This is a genomic window from Arenimonas sp. (genome assembly GCF_041913985.1).
In the GTDB taxonomy this organism is placed as follows: Bacteria; Pseudomonadota; Gammaproteobacteria; order Xanthomonadales; family Xanthomonadaceae; genus Arenimonas.
The window spans coordinates 38,604-53,975 of the sequence record NZ_JAYSEG010000020.1 but is presented as its reverse complement, the minus strand read 5'-3'; the positions used below and the strand labels follow the sequence as shown (position 1 = coordinate 53,975).

18 protein-coding genes are annotated in these 15,372 nt (G+C 71.2%); 12 read left to right on the top strand and 6 right to left on the bottom strand.

The annotated features are described in order from the left end of the window. Nucleotides 1-66 precede the first annotated feature (66 nt). Nucleotides 67-414, bottom strand: a complete 348-nt coding sequence (locus ACE3Q2_RS08625) for a DMT family protein (RefSeq protein WP_374473736.1) — start codon at nt 412-414, stop codon at nt 67-69. A 169-nt stretch (nt 415-583) separates the two neighbouring features. On the opposite strand from ACE3Q2_RS08625, the gene ACE3Q2_RS08620 reads away from it, so the two are divergent. The 6 genes from ACE3Q2_RS08620 (at nt 584) to ACE3Q2_RS08595 (ending at nt 7,166) form a co-directional block, all read left to right on the top strand. Continuing rightward, nucleotides 584-1,297, top strand: a complete 714-nt coding sequence (locus tag ACE3Q2_RS08620; protein WP_231697758.1) for a response regulator transcription factor — start codon at nt 584-586, stop codon at nt 1,295-1,297. Nucleotides 1,298-1,311: 14 nt separating this feature from the next. Beyond that, nucleotides 1,312-2,619, top strand: coding sequence for a HAMP domain-containing sensor histidine kinase (locus tag ACE3Q2_RS08615; protein ID WP_231697759.1), 1,308 nt, complete (start codon nt 1,312-1,314; stop codon nt 2,617-2,619). A 75-nt stretch (nt 2,620-2,694) separates the two neighbouring features. Next, the gene (locus ACE3Q2_RS08610; protein ID WP_374473735.1) at nt 2,695-4,170 is read left to right on the top strand and encodes an efflux RND transporter periplasmic adaptor subunit; all 1,476 of its coding nucleotides are present in this window, start codon (nt 2,695-2,697) and stop codon (nt 4,168-4,170) included. Beyond that, nucleotides 4,167-4,880, top strand: coding sequence for an ABC transporter ATP-binding protein (locus tag ACE3Q2_RS08605; RefSeq protein ID WP_374473734.1), 714 nt, complete (start codon nt 4,167-4,169; stop codon nt 4,878-4,880). The genes ACE3Q2_RS08610 and ACE3Q2_RS08605 overlap by 4 nt, the downstream gene beginning before the upstream one ends. Next, nucleotides 4,877-6,148 (top strand): ABC transporter permease, encoded by a 1,272-nt coding sequence (locus ACE3Q2_RS08600; RefSeq protein ID WP_374473733.1) that lies wholly within the window; start codon nt 4,877-4,879, stop codon nt 6,146-6,148. The genes ACE3Q2_RS08605 and ACE3Q2_RS08600 overlap by 4 nt, the downstream gene beginning before the upstream one ends. 37 nt (nt 6,149-6,185) lie before the next feature. After that, nucleotides 6,186-7,166 (top strand): isoaspartyl peptidase/L-asparaginase family protein, encoded by a 981-nt coding sequence (locus tag ACE3Q2_RS08595; protein ID WP_374473732.1) that lies wholly within the window; start codon nt 6,186-6,188, stop codon nt 7,164-7,166. A gap of 40 nt (nt 7,167-7,206) precedes the next feature. On the opposite strand, the gene ACE3Q2_RS08590 is transcribed toward ACE3Q2_RS08595, so the two are convergent. Next, nucleotides 7,207-8,226 carry a TIGR00266 family protein gene (locus tag ACE3Q2_RS08590; RefSeq protein ID WP_374473731.1) on the bottom strand — a complete coding sequence of 340 codons (1,020 nt, stop codon included), beginning with the start codon at nt 8,224-8,226 and terminating at the stop codon, nt 7,207-7,209. 28 nt (nt 8,227-8,254) lie between these two features. Then, nucleotides 8,255-8,920: a DUF533 domain-containing protein gene (locus tag ACE3Q2_RS08585; RefSeq protein ID WP_231697763.1), complete on the bottom strand. Its 666-nt coding sequence runs from the start codon at nt 8,918-8,920 to the stop codon at nt 8,255-8,257. Between the two features lie 140 nt (nt 8,921-9,060). Here ACE3Q2_RS08585 and ACE3Q2_RS08580 point away from each other — a divergent pair, with 140 nt between their 5' ends. From ACE3Q2_RS08580 to ACE3Q2_RS08555, 6 genes are read left to right on the top strand one after another with little or no spacing between them, the layout of a single operon-like run. Further along, complete coding sequence (locus ACE3Q2_RS08580) at nt 9,061-9,444, top strand: diacylglycerol kinase (RefSeq protein WP_231697764.1); 384 nt, start codon at nt 9,061-9,063, stop codon at nt 9,442-9,444. A 15-nt stretch (nt 9,445-9,459) separates the two neighbouring features. Continuing rightward, nucleotides 9,460-10,182 carry a TerC family protein gene (locus tag ACE3Q2_RS08575; protein ID WP_231697765.1) on the top strand — a complete coding sequence of 241 codons (723 nt, stop codon included), beginning with the start codon at nt 9,460-9,462 and terminating at the stop codon, nt 10,180-10,182. Nucleotides 10,183-10,199: 17 nt separating this feature from the next. After that, a complete protein-coding gene (locus tag ACE3Q2_RS08570; protein WP_374473730.1) occupies nt 10,200-11,402 on the top strand; it encodes a class I SAM-dependent rRNA methyltransferase in 1,203 nt (400 codons plus the stop codon). A 32-nt stretch (nt 11,403-11,434) separates the two neighbouring features. Continuing rightward, the gene (lgt, locus tag ACE3Q2_RS08565) at nt 11,435-12,331 is read left to right on the top strand and encodes a prolipoprotein diacylglyceryl transferase (protein ID WP_231697767.1); all 897 of its coding nucleotides are present in this window, start codon (nt 11,435-11,437) and stop codon (nt 12,329-12,331) included. Continuing rightward, nucleotides 12,331-13,125 (top strand): thymidylate synthase, encoded by a 795-nt coding sequence (locus ACE3Q2_RS08560; protein ID WP_231697768.1) that lies wholly within the window; start codon nt 12,331-12,333, stop codon nt 13,123-13,125. The genes lgt and ACE3Q2_RS08560 overlap by 1 nt, the downstream gene beginning before the upstream one ends. A 14-nt stretch (nt 13,126-13,139) precedes the next feature. After that, nucleotides 13,140-13,631 carry a dihydrofolate reductase gene (locus tag ACE3Q2_RS08555; RefSeq protein WP_374473740.1) on the top strand — a complete coding sequence of 164 codons (492 nt, stop codon included), beginning with the start codon at nt 13,140-13,142 and terminating at the stop codon, nt 13,629-13,631. Here the strand turns inward: ACE3Q2_RS08555 and ACE3Q2_RS08550 are convergent. From ACE3Q2_RS08550 to apaG, 3 genes are read right to left on the bottom strand one after another with little or no spacing between them, the layout of a single operon-like run. Further along, entirely contained in the window at nt 13,621-14,118 is a 498-nt protein-coding gene (locus ACE3Q2_RS08550; RefSeq protein ID WP_374473729.1) for a hypothetical protein, read from the bottom strand. The two genes, ACE3Q2_RS08555 and ACE3Q2_RS08550, sit on opposite strands and share 11 nt — an antisense overlap. A gap of 17 nt (nt 14,119-14,135) precedes the next feature. Beyond that, nucleotides 14,136-14,981 (bottom strand): symmetrical bis(5'-nucleosyl)-tetraphosphatase, encoded by an 846-nt coding sequence (locus ACE3Q2_RS08545; RefSeq protein WP_374473728.1) that lies wholly within the window; start codon nt 14,979-14,981, stop codon nt 14,136-14,138. Further along, nucleotides 14,981-15,361, bottom strand: a complete 381-nt coding sequence (gene apaG / locus ACE3Q2_RS08540; protein WP_231697772.1) for a Co2+/Mg2+ efflux protein ApaG — start codon at nt 15,359-15,361, stop codon at nt 14,981-14,983. Before apaG ends, ACE3Q2_RS08545 begins: the two co-directional genes overlap by 1 nt. Between the last annotated feature and the right edge of the window lie 11 nt (nt 15,362-15,372).

Sequence of the window (15,372 nt, the reverse complement as noted above, 5' to 3'; positions counted from 1 at the left end):
GGACGGCTCCGAGTGGAGAACCGTACCGATCTGAACAAGACAGTTGCTCCTACAATGGCATGGGCCTCACTCCAGGAAGATCAGGAAGGCCGCGACCACGATCAGCGCGAAGCCCGCCACGTGGTTCCACTTGATCTGCTCGCCCAGGTACCAGACCGAAAAGCCGGCGAAGACGAGCAGGGTGATGATCTCCTGCATGCCCTTGAGCTGCGGCGCGGTGTAGACCGCGTGGCCGAGCCGGTTCGCCGGCACCTGCAGGCAGTACTCGAAGAAGGCGATGCCCCAGCTGGCGAAGATCACGATCCAGATCGGGCTGGTCTTGAACTTCAGGTGCCCGTACCAGGCGAAGGTCATGAAGACGTTCGAGGCCAGGAGCAGCAGGACCGGGGTCAGGTAGGCGCCAAGGTTGGGCATGGGCGAGGGGCCGGATGGGGGTGGGGAAGGGGGCTGGGCGGCGGGGCCGGAGGCCGTATAGCCTAGCCTTGACGCGGCCTTGGCGGCGGCTTCACACCCGGCTCACCGGTCGGGAGGTCTACTCTTCACAAAGCTGAAGACATGTTCTTCACATCCCAAGGAGAGACCCATGCGACGCGATGACCCGGCCGGCCTGATCCTCGTGGTCGAGGACAACCGAAACCTGTCCGAGATGGTGGGCGAGTACCTCGAGTCCAAGGGCTTCGGGGTGGACTATGCCGGCGACGGCATGGACGGCTACCGCCTCGCCGCCGACAACAGCTACGACGTGATCGTGCTGGACCTGATGCTGCCGCGCCTGGACGGCCTGGAAGTGTGCCGCCGCCTGCGCAACGAGGCCAAGAAGTCCACGCCGGTGCTCATGCTCACCGCCCGCGACACCCTCAACGACAAGGTCGTGGGCCTCGAGGCCGGCGCCGACGACTACCTCGTCAAGCCCTTCGCCATCCAGGAGCTCGAGGCCCGCGTGCGCGCGCTCATCCGCCGCGACCGCCGCCAGGTCAGCGCCGAGGTGCTGAAGGTGGCCGACCTGGTGCTCGACACCGCCAGCCTGCGCGTCACCCGCGCCGGCCAGGAGATCCAGCTCTCGCCGATCGGCCTGCGCCTGCTCACCATCCTGATGCGCGAGTCGCCGCGCGTGGTCACCCGCCGCGACATCGAGCGCGAGATCTGGGGCGACGGCCTGCCCGATTCCGACACCCTGCGCAGCCACCTGTACAACCTGCGCAAGGCCATCGACCGGCCCTTCGACCGACCGCTGCTGCACACCGTGCAGACCGCCGGTTACCGCATCGCCGACCTCGACGCGCCGCCCGCCGGCTGACCCGGACCGCCAGGATGCCCACCTCCCGCAACGGACTGCGCCGGAAGATCTGGGTCGCCTTCATCCTGCAGGCGGCGGCGATCAGCTTCGCCGCCGTGCTGGGTGTGTACGGCGCCTCGGCCGTGCTCAAGCACGTGCTGATCCAGCAGGCGCTGCAGCAGGAGGCCGCGCACTACTGGCAGCGGCTGCAGGCCAACCCGGGCGCGGACGTGCCCGACACCTACAACATGACCGGCTACCTGGTGCCGGCCGGTGGCGACACGTCCAAGGTGCCCGCCAACATCCGCGAACTGCCGCTGGGCTTCCACAGCCTCTCGCGCGCGCAGGGCGGTTCGCTGGTGCTGGTGGAGCAGGACAGCCGCGGCCACCGCCTGTTCCTGCTGTTCAAGCAGGAGCAGGTGGACAGCCTGGCCTTCTGGTTCGGCATGGCGCCGCTGGCGATCGTGCTGGTGGTGATCTACGTGATCGCCTGGTCCACCTACCGCGCCTCCAAGCGCGCGGTGTCGCCGGTGATCTGGCTGGCATCGCAGGTGCAGCGCTGGGACCCGAAGCGGCCCGAGTCGGCGATCCTGCGCCCGGAAAACCTGCCCACCGACGTCGAGGGCGAGACCCTGGTGCTGGCCTCGTCGCTGCACGATTTCGCCAGCCGTATCGAAAGCTTCGTCGAGCGCGAGCGCGACTTCACCCGCGACGCCTCGCACGAACTGCGCACGCCGCTCACCGTGATCCGCGTCGCCGGCGACATGATGGCCGGCGACGACAGCCTCTCGCCGATGGCGCGCAAGGCCCTGGGCCGCATCCAGGGCGCCGGTCGCGACATGGAGGCGCTGATCGAGGCCTTCCTGATCCTGGCCCGCGAAGGCGACACCGGCCTGCCCGACGACGACTTCGACGTTTGCGACGTGGTGCGCGACGAGGTGGACAAGGCCCGCCTGCTGCTGGCCGGCAAGCCGGTCGAGATCCGCTGCGTGCAGGAGCAGGCCTTCCACCTGCACGCGCCGGCGCGGGTGCTGTCGGTGCTGCTGGGCAACCTGCTGCGCAACGCCTGCCACTACACCGACGCCGGCAGCATCACGGTCACGGTGCGGCGCGGTTCGATCTCGGTGGCCGACACCGGCGTGGGCATGACCGCGGAGGAACTGGCGCGCGTGTTCGAGCCCTTCTTCCGCGGCGGCGACCGCAAGAAGGACGGGCAGGGCATCGGCCTGTCCATCGTGCAGCGCCTGAGCCAGCGCTACGGCTGGCCCGTGCGGCTCGAGAGCGAGCCGGGCCACGGCACCACCGCCACCGTCAGCTTCCCCAACCACAGACCCGCGGCCTGAGCGGCGGCGGCGCGGTCAACCGATCGCGCCCCGCGGCGTTCGTGCCGCTTTGAGCCAAGAAAATCCGGAGTCCGAATGCCTGCCGCCCGCCCCCGTTCCTGGATCCGACTCGCCGCGATCTACGCCGGCGTGGCCGCCCTCGTGCTGGCCGGCTGGTGGTGGCTGGGCCGCGAGGCGCCGCAGGCGGGTTACCGCACCGCCACGGTCGAGCGCGGCGACGTGCGCGTGGTGATCTCGGCCACCGGCACGCTGCGCGCCACCACCACGGTGGACGTGGGTTCGCAGGTGTCGGGCCAGGTGCTGGAAGTGCTGGTGGACTTCAACGACCGCGTCACCCGCGGCCAGCCGATCGCGCGGCTCGACCCGGCGCCGTTCCAGACCCGTCTGCAGCAGGCCGAGGCCGACCTGGCCAGCGCCCGCGCCTCGGTGAACGAAGCCCGCGCCACGCTGAAGAACGCCGAGGCCGACCACGCCCGCAAGGCCGACCTGGTCTCGCGCCAGCTGATCGCCCGCAGCGAGGCCGACCTGGCCCTGGCCGCGCGCGACCAGGCCCGCGCCCGCGTGGTCTCGGCCGAAGCCGCCGTGCTGCAGCGCCAGGCCGCGGTGGACAACGCGCGCCTGGACGTGGAGTACACCGAGATCCGCTCGCCGGTGGACGGCGTGGTGCTGCTGCGCGACATCGAACCCGGCCAGACCGTGGCGGCCAGCTTCCAGACGCCGGTGCTGTTCCAGATCGCCGAAGACCTGTCGCAGATGCAGATCGACCTGAGCGTGGACGAGGCCGACGTGGGCCAGATCCACGAGGGTCTGGGCGTGTCCTTCACCGTCGACGCCTTCCCCGACCGCCAGTTCACCGGCGAGGTGAAGCAGGTGCGCCTGGCCGCGACCGCCATTTCCAACGTGATCAGCTACCCGGTGGTGGTGCAGGTGCAGAACGCCGACCTGAGCCTGCTGCCGGGCATGACCGCCAGCGCCGAGATCGTGGTGAGCCGCCGCGACGGCGTGCTGCGGGTGCCGAACGCGGCCCTGCGTTATTCGCCGCAGGACGGCGGGGGCGCGGCGCCGGCCGCCGGCGGTGGCCGCGGCGGGCTGGTGAACGACCTGCCGGCGCTGGCCGCGGAGCTGTCGCTCACGCCGGCGCAGCAGGCCGCCTTCGACCAGGCCCTGGCCCAGGTGCGCGAACGCGCCGCGGCGCGCGCCAGCGCCGCACGCGCGGGTGGCACGCAGGGCGGCCCGCCCATGGGAGGCAACGCCGGTGGCGCCACGGCCGGCGCGCCTTCGGCCGAGGCGATGCGTGCGCGCATGGCCGAGGCCCTGGCGCGCAGCTTCGCCGAATTCCGCGACGGCCTGGACGCCGGCCAGCGCGAGCGCTGGGACGCCGGCCTGCGCACGCTCGCCACCGCGCGCCGCGGCCAGCTGTGGGTGCTGCGCGACGGCCAGCCGCAGGCCGTGCCGGTGCGCCTGGGCGTTTCCGACGGCACCGTCACCGAGGTGTCGGGCGTGGAGGAAGGCCAGGTCGTGGTGACCGGGCAGGAACGCCCGGCGCAATGAGCCCGCGTCCCCCGCTCATCGAAACCCGCGGCCTGGGCAAGGTTTACGCCGCGGGCACCGCCGCCGAGGTGGTGGCGCTGCGCGGCGTCGACCTGCGCGTCGAGCACGGCGAGTTCCTGGCCATCATGGGCGCCTCCGGCTCGGGCAAGTCCACGATGATGAACCTCATCGGCTGCCTCGATACCCCGACTTCGGGCACCTACCTGTGCGACGGCGTGGACGTGGCCAGCCTCGACGCCGCCGGCCGCGCTCGCCTGCGGCTGGAGAAGATCGGCTTCGTGTTCCAGGGCTTCAACCTGCTGGCGCGCCAGACCGCGCTGGAGAACGTGATGATGCCGCTGGTGTACGCCGGCGTGCCGGTGGCCGAGCGCGAGCCGCGCGCCCGCGAGGCCCTGGCCCAGGTGGGCCTGGCCGACCGCGCCGGGCACAAGCCGAGCGAACTTTCCGGCGGCCAGCAGCAGCGCGTGGCCATCGCCCGCGCGCTGATCAACCAGCCGCCGCTGCTGCTCGCCGACGAACCCACGGGCGCGCTCGATTCGCGCACCAGCGAGGAGATCATGGCGCTGTTCGAGCGCCTGCAGGCCGGCGGCCGCACCATCATCATCATCACCCACGAGCAGCCGGTGGCCGACCACGCCGACCGCATCGTGGTGATGCACGACGGTGAACTGCACGAACAGGGCTGGCACGCCCCGGGGAAGGGAAAATGACGCTCTCCGACGTGATGCGTTCGGCGGTGTTCTCGCTGCGCGGCAACTGGCTGCGCAGCATCCTCACCGCGCTCGGCGTGATCATCGGCATCGCCGCGGTGATCGTGATGGTGTCGGTGGGGCAGGGCACCCAGGCCGAGCTGGACAACATGATCTCCAAGCTCGGTTCGAACCGGCTCGAGGTGTTCGGCGGCTCCGCGCGCGGGCCGGCGCGCGGCGGCGCCGGCAGCCAGGCCAGCCTGACCGACGGCGACGCCCGCGCCATCCGCGACGAGATCGCCGAGGTGCAGTACGTGGCCACCTCGGTGTCCGGCGGCGGCCAGGTGGTGTACGCCGAGAGCAACTGGTCCACCCGCTGGGAAGGCGTGAACGCCGACTACTTCCCGGTCAACGACTGGCAGCTGGCGCTGGGCGAGGAGTTCACGCCGCGCGACTACAGCGCCGCCAACAAGGTGGTCATCCTGGGCGAAACCGTGCGGCGCGAGCTGTTCGGCGACGCCGACCCCATCGGCGCCACCATCCGCATGGGCCGGGTGCCGCTGCGCGTGGTGGGCGTGCTCGAGGCCAAGGGCCAGGGCAGCTGGGGCCAGGACAGCGACGACATCATGCTGGTGCCGCTGGAAACCGGCCGGCGCCGGCTGGCCGCGGCCACCGCCGCGGTGGCCGCGAATGTGTCCGGGGCCGCGCTGGCGCCGCGCCAGGCCGACGTGGTGCAGCGCATCTCGGTGGGCGTGGGCCGCGCCGAGGACCTGGCCTTCGTCGAGGAAGAGCTCAACGCCCTGCTGCGCCAGCGCCACCGCATCGCGCCCGGGGCCGAGGACGACTTCGCCGTGCGCAACATCGCCGAGATCGTCAGCACCCGCACGCAGACCACGCGGCTGATGTCGCTGCTGCTGGGCGCGGTGGCGAGCATTTCGCTCATCGTCGGCGGCATCGGCATCATGAACATCATGCTGGTGTCGGTCACCGAGCGCATCCGCGAGATCGGCCTGCGCATGGCCGTGGGCGCGGGCCCGCGCGAGATCCAGCAGCAGTTCCTGGCCGAGGCCATGCTGATCTCGCTGGGCGGCGGCGCCATCGGCATCGCGCTGGGCGTGGCCGGCGCGCTGCTGGCCAGCAAGTTCGGCGCGTTGCCGGTGCAGCTCGACCTGCAGGTGGTGGGCATGGCCACCGGCTTCTCGGTGGCCACGGGCCTGTTCTTCGGCTACTACCCGGCCCGCAAGGCCGCGCGGCTCGACCCGATCGAGGCGCTGCGCCACCAGGGGTAGACTGGGGGCCTGGTTTCCCAACGAGGTCGCCCACGCCATGATCCGTCCGCTCCTGCTGGCCCTTGGAATCGCCGCCATGCCCGTCGTCGCCGCCGAACCGCCTACCGCGCTGGTCATCCACGGCGGCGCCGGCGTGATCGAACGCGCCTCGCTGTCGCCGGAAGACGAGAAGACCGTGCGCGCCGAGCTCGACCGCGCCCTCGACGCCGGCCACGCCGTGCTGCGCGAGGGTGGCAGTGCGCTCGACGCGGTCAGCGCCGCGGTGCATGTGCTGGAAGAATCGCCCTGGTTCAACGCCGGCAAGGGCGCGGTGTTCAACGCCGACGGCGGCCATGAGCTCGATGCGGCCATCATGGAAGGCCACACCCGCCGCGCCGGCGCCGTGGCTGGCGTGCGCACCGTGCGCAACCCCATCAAGCTGGCGCGCGCGGTGATGGAGCACTCGCCGCACGTGATGCTGGCGGCCGGCGGGGCCGAGAAGTTCGCCGACAGCCGCCCCGAGATCGAGCGCGTGGCGCCGGACTGGTTCGACACGCCGCATCGCCGCAAGCAGCTGGAACAGGCGCAGCAGCACGAGCGGGCCGGCCACGCCGCCGCGCCCGGCACCTATTTCGGCACGGTCGGCGCGGTGGCGCTGGACAAGCAGGGGCGCATCGCCGCCGCCACCTCCACCGGCGGCATGACCAACAAGCGCTGGGGCCGCATCGGCGACGCGCCGATCATCGGCGCCGGCACCTGGGCCGACGAGAACTGCGGCGTGTCGGGCACCGGCTGGGGCGAGTTCTACATCCGCTCCGCCGCCGCGCATGACATCTGCGCGCGCGTTTCCTACCGCGGCGACGCGCTGTCGGCGGCCGCCGAGGAAGTGATCAACGGCATCGTGCCGAAACTGGGCGGCGACGGCGGCGCCATCGCCCTCGACCGCCACGGCAACATCGCCATGCCCTTCAACACGTCGGGCATGTACCGGGGCTGGGTGAAGCCCGACGGCACCCGCGGCACCGCCATCTTCAAATAAATCGAACCAGGTTCATTTTATTGAACCTGGTTCGTTTGGTTCAGAAGCCGCGGTCGCCGGAGAGGATGCCGCCGAGGCCGCCGAGCACGGAGCCTTCGTCGCGGCTGCCGCCCTTCTGGTAGGCGGCGCTGAGCATGCGGCCGGCCAGGCGCGAGAACGGCAGCGACTGGATCCACACCTTGCCCGGGCCGGTCAGCGTGGCCAGGAACACGCCTTCGCCGCCGAACAGCATCGACTTCACGCCGCCGACCGGCTTGATGTCGAAGTTCACCGTGCTTGTCATGGCCACCACGCAGCCGGTGTCCACGTCCAGGCGCTCGCCCGGGCGCAGCTCGCGCTCGACGATGGTGCCACCGGCGTGCACGAACACCAGGCCGTCGCCGGTGAGCTTCTGCATGATGAAGCCCTCGCCGCCGAACAGCGCCGTCATCACCTTCTTCTGGAAGAACAGCCCGATCTGCACGCCGCGCGCGGCGCACAGGAAGCTGTCCTTCTGGGCGATGATGGTGCCGCCGTAGTTCGACAGCGTCATCGGCACGATGGTGCCGGGGTAGGGCGCCGCGAACGCCACCTTGGCCTTGCCGCTGCCGCCGGCGTGCGAGAACACCGTCGTGAACAGGCTCTCGCCGGTGACCAGGCGCTTGCCCGCGCCGACCAGCTTGTCCATGAAGCCGCCGCCCGACGAGGCCGCGCCGTCGCCGAACACGGTTTCCATGTTCACGACCGAATCCTTGTACATCATCGAACCAGCCTCGGCGACGGCGCTTTCGCCCGGGTCGAGCTCGATCTCGACGAACTGCATGTCCTCGCCGTAGATCTTGTAGTCGATCACGTCGCTGCGCTGCCCCCCGCCCATCGCGACCGGCGGCGGCACCGGCACGGGCATGCCGCCCGGCGCCGATTCCGCGCGCAGCTCGGCGCAGGCGCTGATGGGAATCCACTCCGCGAAGCCCTGGCGCCAGCAGTGGCCGCCCGGGTTGGCGGCCGCCTGGGCGACGGCGGCGGCATGGTCGAGCGGGCCCATCTGCTGGCCGTTGTAGCTGAGGTACCACTGGTGCATGGCGTTCTCCGTGGGGGTCGGGGAAGGGTCAGGCCGCGTCCACGCCCAGCTGGGCGTGGATGTCGCGGCGGGCGGCGTCGTCGAGCTGCAGCTGGCCGGCCAGGCGGTCGAGGAAGGCGCGCTCCTCGGCGGTGTCGGCGGTGATGGCGATCAGCGCGGCGGCGTAGGTTTCCGGGCGCAGGTGCGCGGGCGTGCGCACCACCAGCTGTTCGAGCGTGAAGGGCGCGCGGATCTCGGCGTCGAGCGCCTCGATCTCCTCGGCGTCCAGGCCAGCCTCGCGGGCGCGGCCCAGGATGGCTTCGCGCTCCTGCGCGTCCATCAGGCCGTCGGCGTGGGCGGCGGTGATCATGGCGCGCAGCAGGTGCATGGCCTGCTCGGTGCGCACCGCCACCTGGGCCGCCGCCATCGGCGGGGGCGGCGGCATCGCGGCGCCGGCAGGCGGCGGCGGGGGCATGGCCGCCCCGGGGCCGGCCATCGGCTGCGGCGCGGCGCCGGGCTTGTTCTGGTAGTGCTCGAAGGCCGCCATGGCCACGCCCAGCAGGCCCAGGCCCAGCTGGGCCTTGGTGCCGGTGGACATGCTGCCCATCATCCCGCCCAGGCCCGACGACTTGCCGCGCTTGCGCTTGTGGCCTCCCAGCTGGCCGCCGAGGGCCTGGCCCATCAGCTGTCCCAGCAGGCGTTCGGCGTTGAACATGCGTGTCTCCCTGGTGTGTGCCCCGATTGTGGGAATGGTGGGGTGGACGGCCCCAGTGCACAAGGTCAGGGGCCCGCCATACCGGGCGGGAGTATGGGATGTGGCAGAATGGCGGCCTTCCAAGGTTTCACGCGCCCTCCATGGCCGACAGCTCCGGCACCCACGCACCGCGCAGTCCGTTCCGTGTCTGGCAGGCCTTCCTGTGGTCCATGCAGGGGCTGCGCGCGACCTGGGAAGTCGAGTCGGCCTTCCGCCTCGAGGTCTACCTGTTCCTGGTGCTGGCGCCGCTGGGCCTGTGGCTGGGCGCCGACGGCGTCGAGCGGGTGCTGCTGGTGGCGCCGCTGCTGGGCGTGCTGGTGGTCGAGGTGCTCAACTCGGCGGTCGAGGCGGTCGTGGACCGCTGGGGCCCCGAGCACCACGAGCTGGCCGGCCGCGCCAAGGACATGGGCTCGGCCGCGGTGTTCCTGGCCGACATGAACGTGTTGCTCTGCTGGGGCCTGGTCCTCGGCCCCCGCTATCTCTGACCTGGAACTTCTTCGATGGAATGGTTGTTCAGCACTGAAATCTGGGTCGCGCTGCTGACCCTGGCCACGCTCGAGATCGTGCTGGGCATCGACAACCTGGTCTTCATCTCGATCGCCGTCAGCCGGCTGCCGCCCGAGCAGCGCCCGCGCGCCCGCAAGTTCGGCCTGGCCCTGGCCTGCGTCACCCGCATCCTGCTGCTGCTGTCGCTGGCGTTCCTGGCCAGCATGCAGAACAACCTGTTCTCGCTGTTCGGCATGGACTTCTCCGTGCGCGACCTGGTGCTGATCGCCGGCGGCCTGTTCCTGCTGGTGAAGGGCACCATGGAAATCCACGACTCGGTCGAGGGCCGCGGCGAGGAAGAGGACATCGGCACCAAGCCCTCGGCCGTGTTCGGCTACGTCATCGCCCAGATCGCCATCATCGACATCGTGTTCTCGCTCGACTCGGTGATCACCGCGGTGGGCATGGTGGACAACCGCTGGGTGATGGTGGGCGCCATCCTGATGGCGGTGGCGGTGATGCTGTTCGCGGCCAACCCCATCGGCGACTTCATCGACCGCCACCCGACCGTGAAGATGCTGGCCCTGAGCTTCATCATCCTGGTGGGCGTGGCGCTGATCGCCGACGGCTTCGATTTCCACATCGACCGCAAGTTCCTGTACTTCGCGATGGCCTTCTCGGCCGGCGTGGAGACGCTGAACATCCTGTCGAAACGGAAACAGAAGCGGCCGGGCTGAGCCCGGCCGAACGCGCCATGGCGGACACGCCCGACTACCCGGCCCTGGTGCTGCGCCGCGGCGAAGAGCGCCGCCTGCGCGCCGGCCACCTGTGGGTCTTCAGCAACGAAGTGGACGTGGCGCGCACGCCGCTCACCGCTTTCGCGCCGGGCCAGCCCGTCTGGATCGTCGACGCCGCCGGCAAGCCGCTGGGCACCGGCTACGTGAACCCGTCCACGCTGATCGCCGCCCGCCTGGTGGACCGCGCCGGCCACGCGCTCGACCGCTCGCTGGTGGTGCACCGGCTCAAGGTGGCGCTGGCGCTGCGCGAGCGCCTGTACCCCGAACCCTGGTACCGCCTGGTGTTCGGCGAGAGCGACGGCCTGCCCGGCCTCACCGTCGAGCGCTTCGGCGACGTGGTCGTGGCCCAGGCCACCACCGCCGGCATGGACCGCCTGCGCGACGAGGTCACCGCCGCGATCCTGAAGGTGCTGTCGCCTGCCGCCCTGATGTGGAAGAACGACAGCGGCGCCCGCGCCATCGAGGGCCTGGGTGAATCGGTGGAGCTGGTGCACGGCCGGCTCGACGGCCCCACCGTGGCGCGCGAGGGCGGCCTGGACTTCCTGTGCGACCTGCGCGAAGGCCAGAAGACCGGCTGGTTCTACGACCAGCGCGCCAACCGCGACCGCCTGGCGCCCTACGTGAAGGGCGCGCGCGTGCTCGACGTGTTCAGCTACCTGGGCGGCTGGGGCCTGCGCGCCGCCGGTTTCGGCGCCGCCGAGGTGGACTGCGTGGACGTCTCGGCCCGCGCCGTGGACGGCATCCGCGCCAACATCGCCCGCAACGGCTTCGGCGACCGCGCCCGCGCGCACGCCGCCGACGCCTTCGAGTTCCTGCGCAGCGCCCGCGCCGAGCGCCGCAAGTGGGACGTGGTCATCCTCGACCCGCCGGCCTTCGTGAAGCGCAAGAAGGACTTCAAGGAAGGCAGCCTGGCCTACCGCCGGCTCAACGAGCTGGGCATGCAGGTGCTCGAGCGCGACGGCATCCTGGTCACCTGCTCGTGCAGCCACCACATGCCGCGCGAGGCCCTGGTGGACGGCCTGCAGGCCGGCGCCCGGCACCTGGACCGCCAGGTGCAGCTGCTCGAGCCGCTGTCGCAGTCGCCCGACCACCCGGTGCACCCGGCCATCCCCGAAACCGACTACCTCAAGGGCGTCATCGCCCGCGTGCTGCCGGCCTAGCCGGGGCGGGGCGGGGGCGGCAAACTAGCGGCATGACCTTCCTGCACGACATCGATCCGCTGGCCGTGTCCCTCCCGGTCTGGCCGCATGGCATCCACTGGTACGGGCTGATGTACGCCCTGGCCTTCTTCGTCGCCTGGCGGCTGGGCCGCGGCCGCGCGCGCGCCGGGCGCCTGCCGGGCGTGAACGACGAGGGCTTCGACGACCTGCTGTTCTACGGCATGCTCGGCGTGGTGCTGGGCGGGCGCATCGGCTACGTGCTGTTCTACGCCTTCGACGCCTTCCTGGCCGACCCGCTGATGCTGCTGCGGGTCAACGAAGGCGGCATGAGCTTCCACGGCGGCCTGCTTGGCGTGATGGCCGCGGCGGCCTGGTGGACGCGCAAGCACCGCCTGCACTACTTCGACACCATGGACTTCGTCGCGCCGCTGGTGCCGGCGGGCCTGGGCTTCGGGCGGCTGGGCAATTTCATCGGCGGCGAGTTGTGGGGCAAGCCCACCGACGGCAGCTGGGGCGTGGTGTTCCCGTCCAGCCTGCCGGCGGAATACGCCGCGCTGCCGGCCGAGCAGCTGCGCGCGCTGCACGCCAGCGGCGCGCTCGACGGCTTCGCGCGGCATCCTTCGCAGCTCTACCAGGCCTTCCTGGAGGGGCTGGTGATGCTCGTCGCGCTGCTGTGGTTCTCGCGCAAGCCGCGGCCGCGCTACGCGGTGTCGGGGCTGTTCGCGCTGCTCTACGGCCTGTTCCGGTTCGCGGTGGAGTTCGTGCGCGAACCCGACGCGCACCTGGGCTACCTGGCCTTCGGCTGGCTCACCATGGGCCAGCTGCTGTCGCTGCCGCTGGTGGCGCTGGGCCTGTTCCTGCTGTGGCTGTCGCGGCGCTCGCCCACGCTGGCGCCCGCGCCGCCCGCCGCCACCCCGGAGAAGGCCTGATGCGCCAGTACCTCGACCTGCTGGGCCACGTGCTCGAACACGGCACGCTGAAGGCCGACCGCACCGGCACCGGCACCCGCTCGGTGTTCGGCTGGCAGATGCGCTTCGACCTGGCGGAAGGCTTCCCGCTGGTCACCACCAAGAAGCTGCACCTGCGCTCGATCATCCACGAGCTGCTGTGGTTCATCCGCGGCGAAACCAACATCGGCTACCTGCGCGAGAACAAGGTCAGCATCTGGGACGAGTGGGCCGACGAGAACGGCGAGCTCGGCCCGGTGTACGGCAAGCAATGGCGGCGCTGGACCGGCTCCGACGGCCGCGAGGTGGACCAGCTGCGCTGGGTGGTGGACGAAATCCAGCGCAACCCGGATTCGCGCCGGCTCATCGTCAGCGCCTGGAACGTGGCCGAGCTGCCGCAGATGGCGCTGATGCCCTGCCACACGCTGTTCCAGTTCTACGTGGCCGACGGCAAGCTCAGCTGCCAGCTCTACCAGCGCTCGGCCGACATCTTCCTGGGCGTGCCCTTCAACATCGCCAGCTACGCGCTGCTCACCCACATGGTGGCGCGCCACTGCGGCCTGGGCGTGGGCGACTTCGTGCACACGCTGGGCGACGCGCACCTGTACAGCAACCACGTCGAGCAGGCGCGCGAACAGCTCTCGCGTTCGCCGCGGCCGCTGCCGAAGCTGGTGCTGGCGCCGGAAGCGCGCGACCTGTTCGCGATGCGCTACGAAGACATCGCCATCGAAGGCTACGACCCGCACCCGGCCATCAAGGCGCCGGTGGCGGTGTGAGCGCGGCGCCGGCCCTGCGCCTGGTGGCGGCGCTCGACCGCGCGCGTGGCATCGGCCGCGGCAACGAGCTGCCCTGGCGCCTGCCCGACGACCTGCAGCGCTTCAAGGCGCTCACGCTGGGCAAGCCGCTGCTGATGGGGCGGCGCACCGCCGAGTCGCTGGGCCGCGCCCTGCCGGGCCGGCGCAACCTGGTGCTGACGCGCTCGAACCAGGTGCCGTTCGCCGGCATGGAAGCCGTGGCCTCGCTGGACGAGGCGCTGGACCTGGCCGGCGGGAGCGAGCTGATGGTGATCGGCGGCGGCGAGGTGTACGCGCTGGCGCTGCCGCGCGCCAGCCACCTGCACCTGACCCACGTGGACACCGTGGTGGCCGACGCGGATGCGTTCTTCCCGGCCTTCGATGCGACGGAATTCGAGGTGACGGCGCGCGAGCCGCGGCCCGCCGGCGCGCGCCACGCCTTCGCCTTCGAGTTCGTGGACTACCGCCGCCGCGGGTTTACTGGCTGACGTAGTCCGTCGCGCCCTCGAGGCCGAGGTGGCGCAGGGCGCGCAGGTCATTCTCGAGCTGGGCGTAGCGCGCGGCCTTTTCCACCGGCATGCCGGCGCGATTGAGCCGGCCGAAGGTGGCCTCGATCAGCTCGGCCTCGTCGGTGTCGAGCGCCAGCAGGTCTTCGGCCAGGTCGGCGCGGTCGCCGTCGTCGAAGTCGTTCGCCGCCATCTTCTCGGCGCGTTCGCGCAGCAGCTCGGCGCGACGCTCGAGCAGGTCGGCCAGCGCGGACTGGTGCGCGTCGTAGAGCGGCCAGAAGGTGGCCGCTTCCTCCGGCGTGAGCGCCAGCTGGCGGGAGATGAAGATCTGCTTGCCCGGGGCCACGGCTTGCTGCAGCGCCTGCGCGCGAGCCACCGCGCGCTGGTCGGCGGCGGCGTCCTGGGCCTGGGCGGTGCCGGCGAGGGCCAGCGCGGCGGCCAGGGCCAGCGAGGTGAGGGATCGGGTCATGGTGGTCCTCCTGGTCATCAGTCGTCGCCCCGGGGCGCGTTGTCGGGCGGGTCGCGGCCGGGCACCTGGTGCAGGCGCAGTTCCGGCCCGAGTTCCATCGCGGTGAGCTTGCCGCCCCAGACCGCGCCGGTGTCGATGGCGTACACGCCCAGGCCCATGAACAGGCCCAGCGTGGACCAGTGGCCGAACACCACCGGCATCTCCCGCGGCGCGTGCCCGGGCACTTCGTACCAAGGGTACATGCCGGGCTTCTGGGTGCCGGGGCGGCCCTTGTCGTCGAAGCCGATGCGGCCGCCGGGCGTGCAGTAACGCAGGCGCGTGAAGACGTTGATGATGGCGCGGTGGCGGTCGACGCCGGTGAGCTTGGGCGACCAGGCCGGCTTGTCGCCGTACATGTTCTTCACCAGCTTGAAGAAGCCGTCGCCGCGCAGCTTTTCCTCGACCTCGCGGGCGCGGGCCTCGGCCAGCGTGATGGTCCACTTCGGCGCCAGGCCGGCGTGCACCATGGCGAAGCCGAGCGTGCGGTCGACGTGGAAGAGCTTCTGCTGGCGCAGCCAGCCGATGAGCTGGGCCGAGTCCTCGGCGAACAGCACGCGCTGCAGGTCGGGGTTGACCTTGCGCTGGTCGGCCTCGCGGCGGGTGGAGATGGCCAGCAGCGACAGGTCGTGGTTGCCCAGCACGATGGTGCTGTGGATGGCCAGCGAGTGGATCAGGCGCAGGGTTTCCAGCGACTGGCCGCCGCGGTTCACCAGGTCGCCGCAGAACCACAGGCGGTCCACCGCCGGGTCGAAGCGGATCTTGTCGAGCAGCCGTTGCAGCGCGTCGTAGCAGCCCTGGACGTCGCCGATGGCGTAGGTGGCCATCAGTGCAGGGTCCGCGGGATGGAAAGGGTGAAGGGGTCGATCATGGCGTCGAAGCGGGTGCCGTCGTCGGCCAGCATCTGGTAGCTGCCGTGCATGGTGCCCAGCGGCGTCTCCAGCACGGCGCCGGAGGTGTATTCGAAGCTTTCGCCCGGGCGCAGCCACGGCTGTTCGCCCACCACGCCCTCGCCGCGCACTTCCTGCACCTTGCCGTTGGCGTCGGTGATGATCCAGTGGCGGCTGATCAGGCGCGCGGGCACCTCGCCCGTGTTCCGGATCTGGATGGTGTAGGCGAAGACGTAGCGGTCGTCCTCGGGGATCGACTGGTCATCGAGGAACCGGGTGGCGACCACGACCTGGATGGCGTGCAGGGGCGTGTCCATGCCCCCATTCT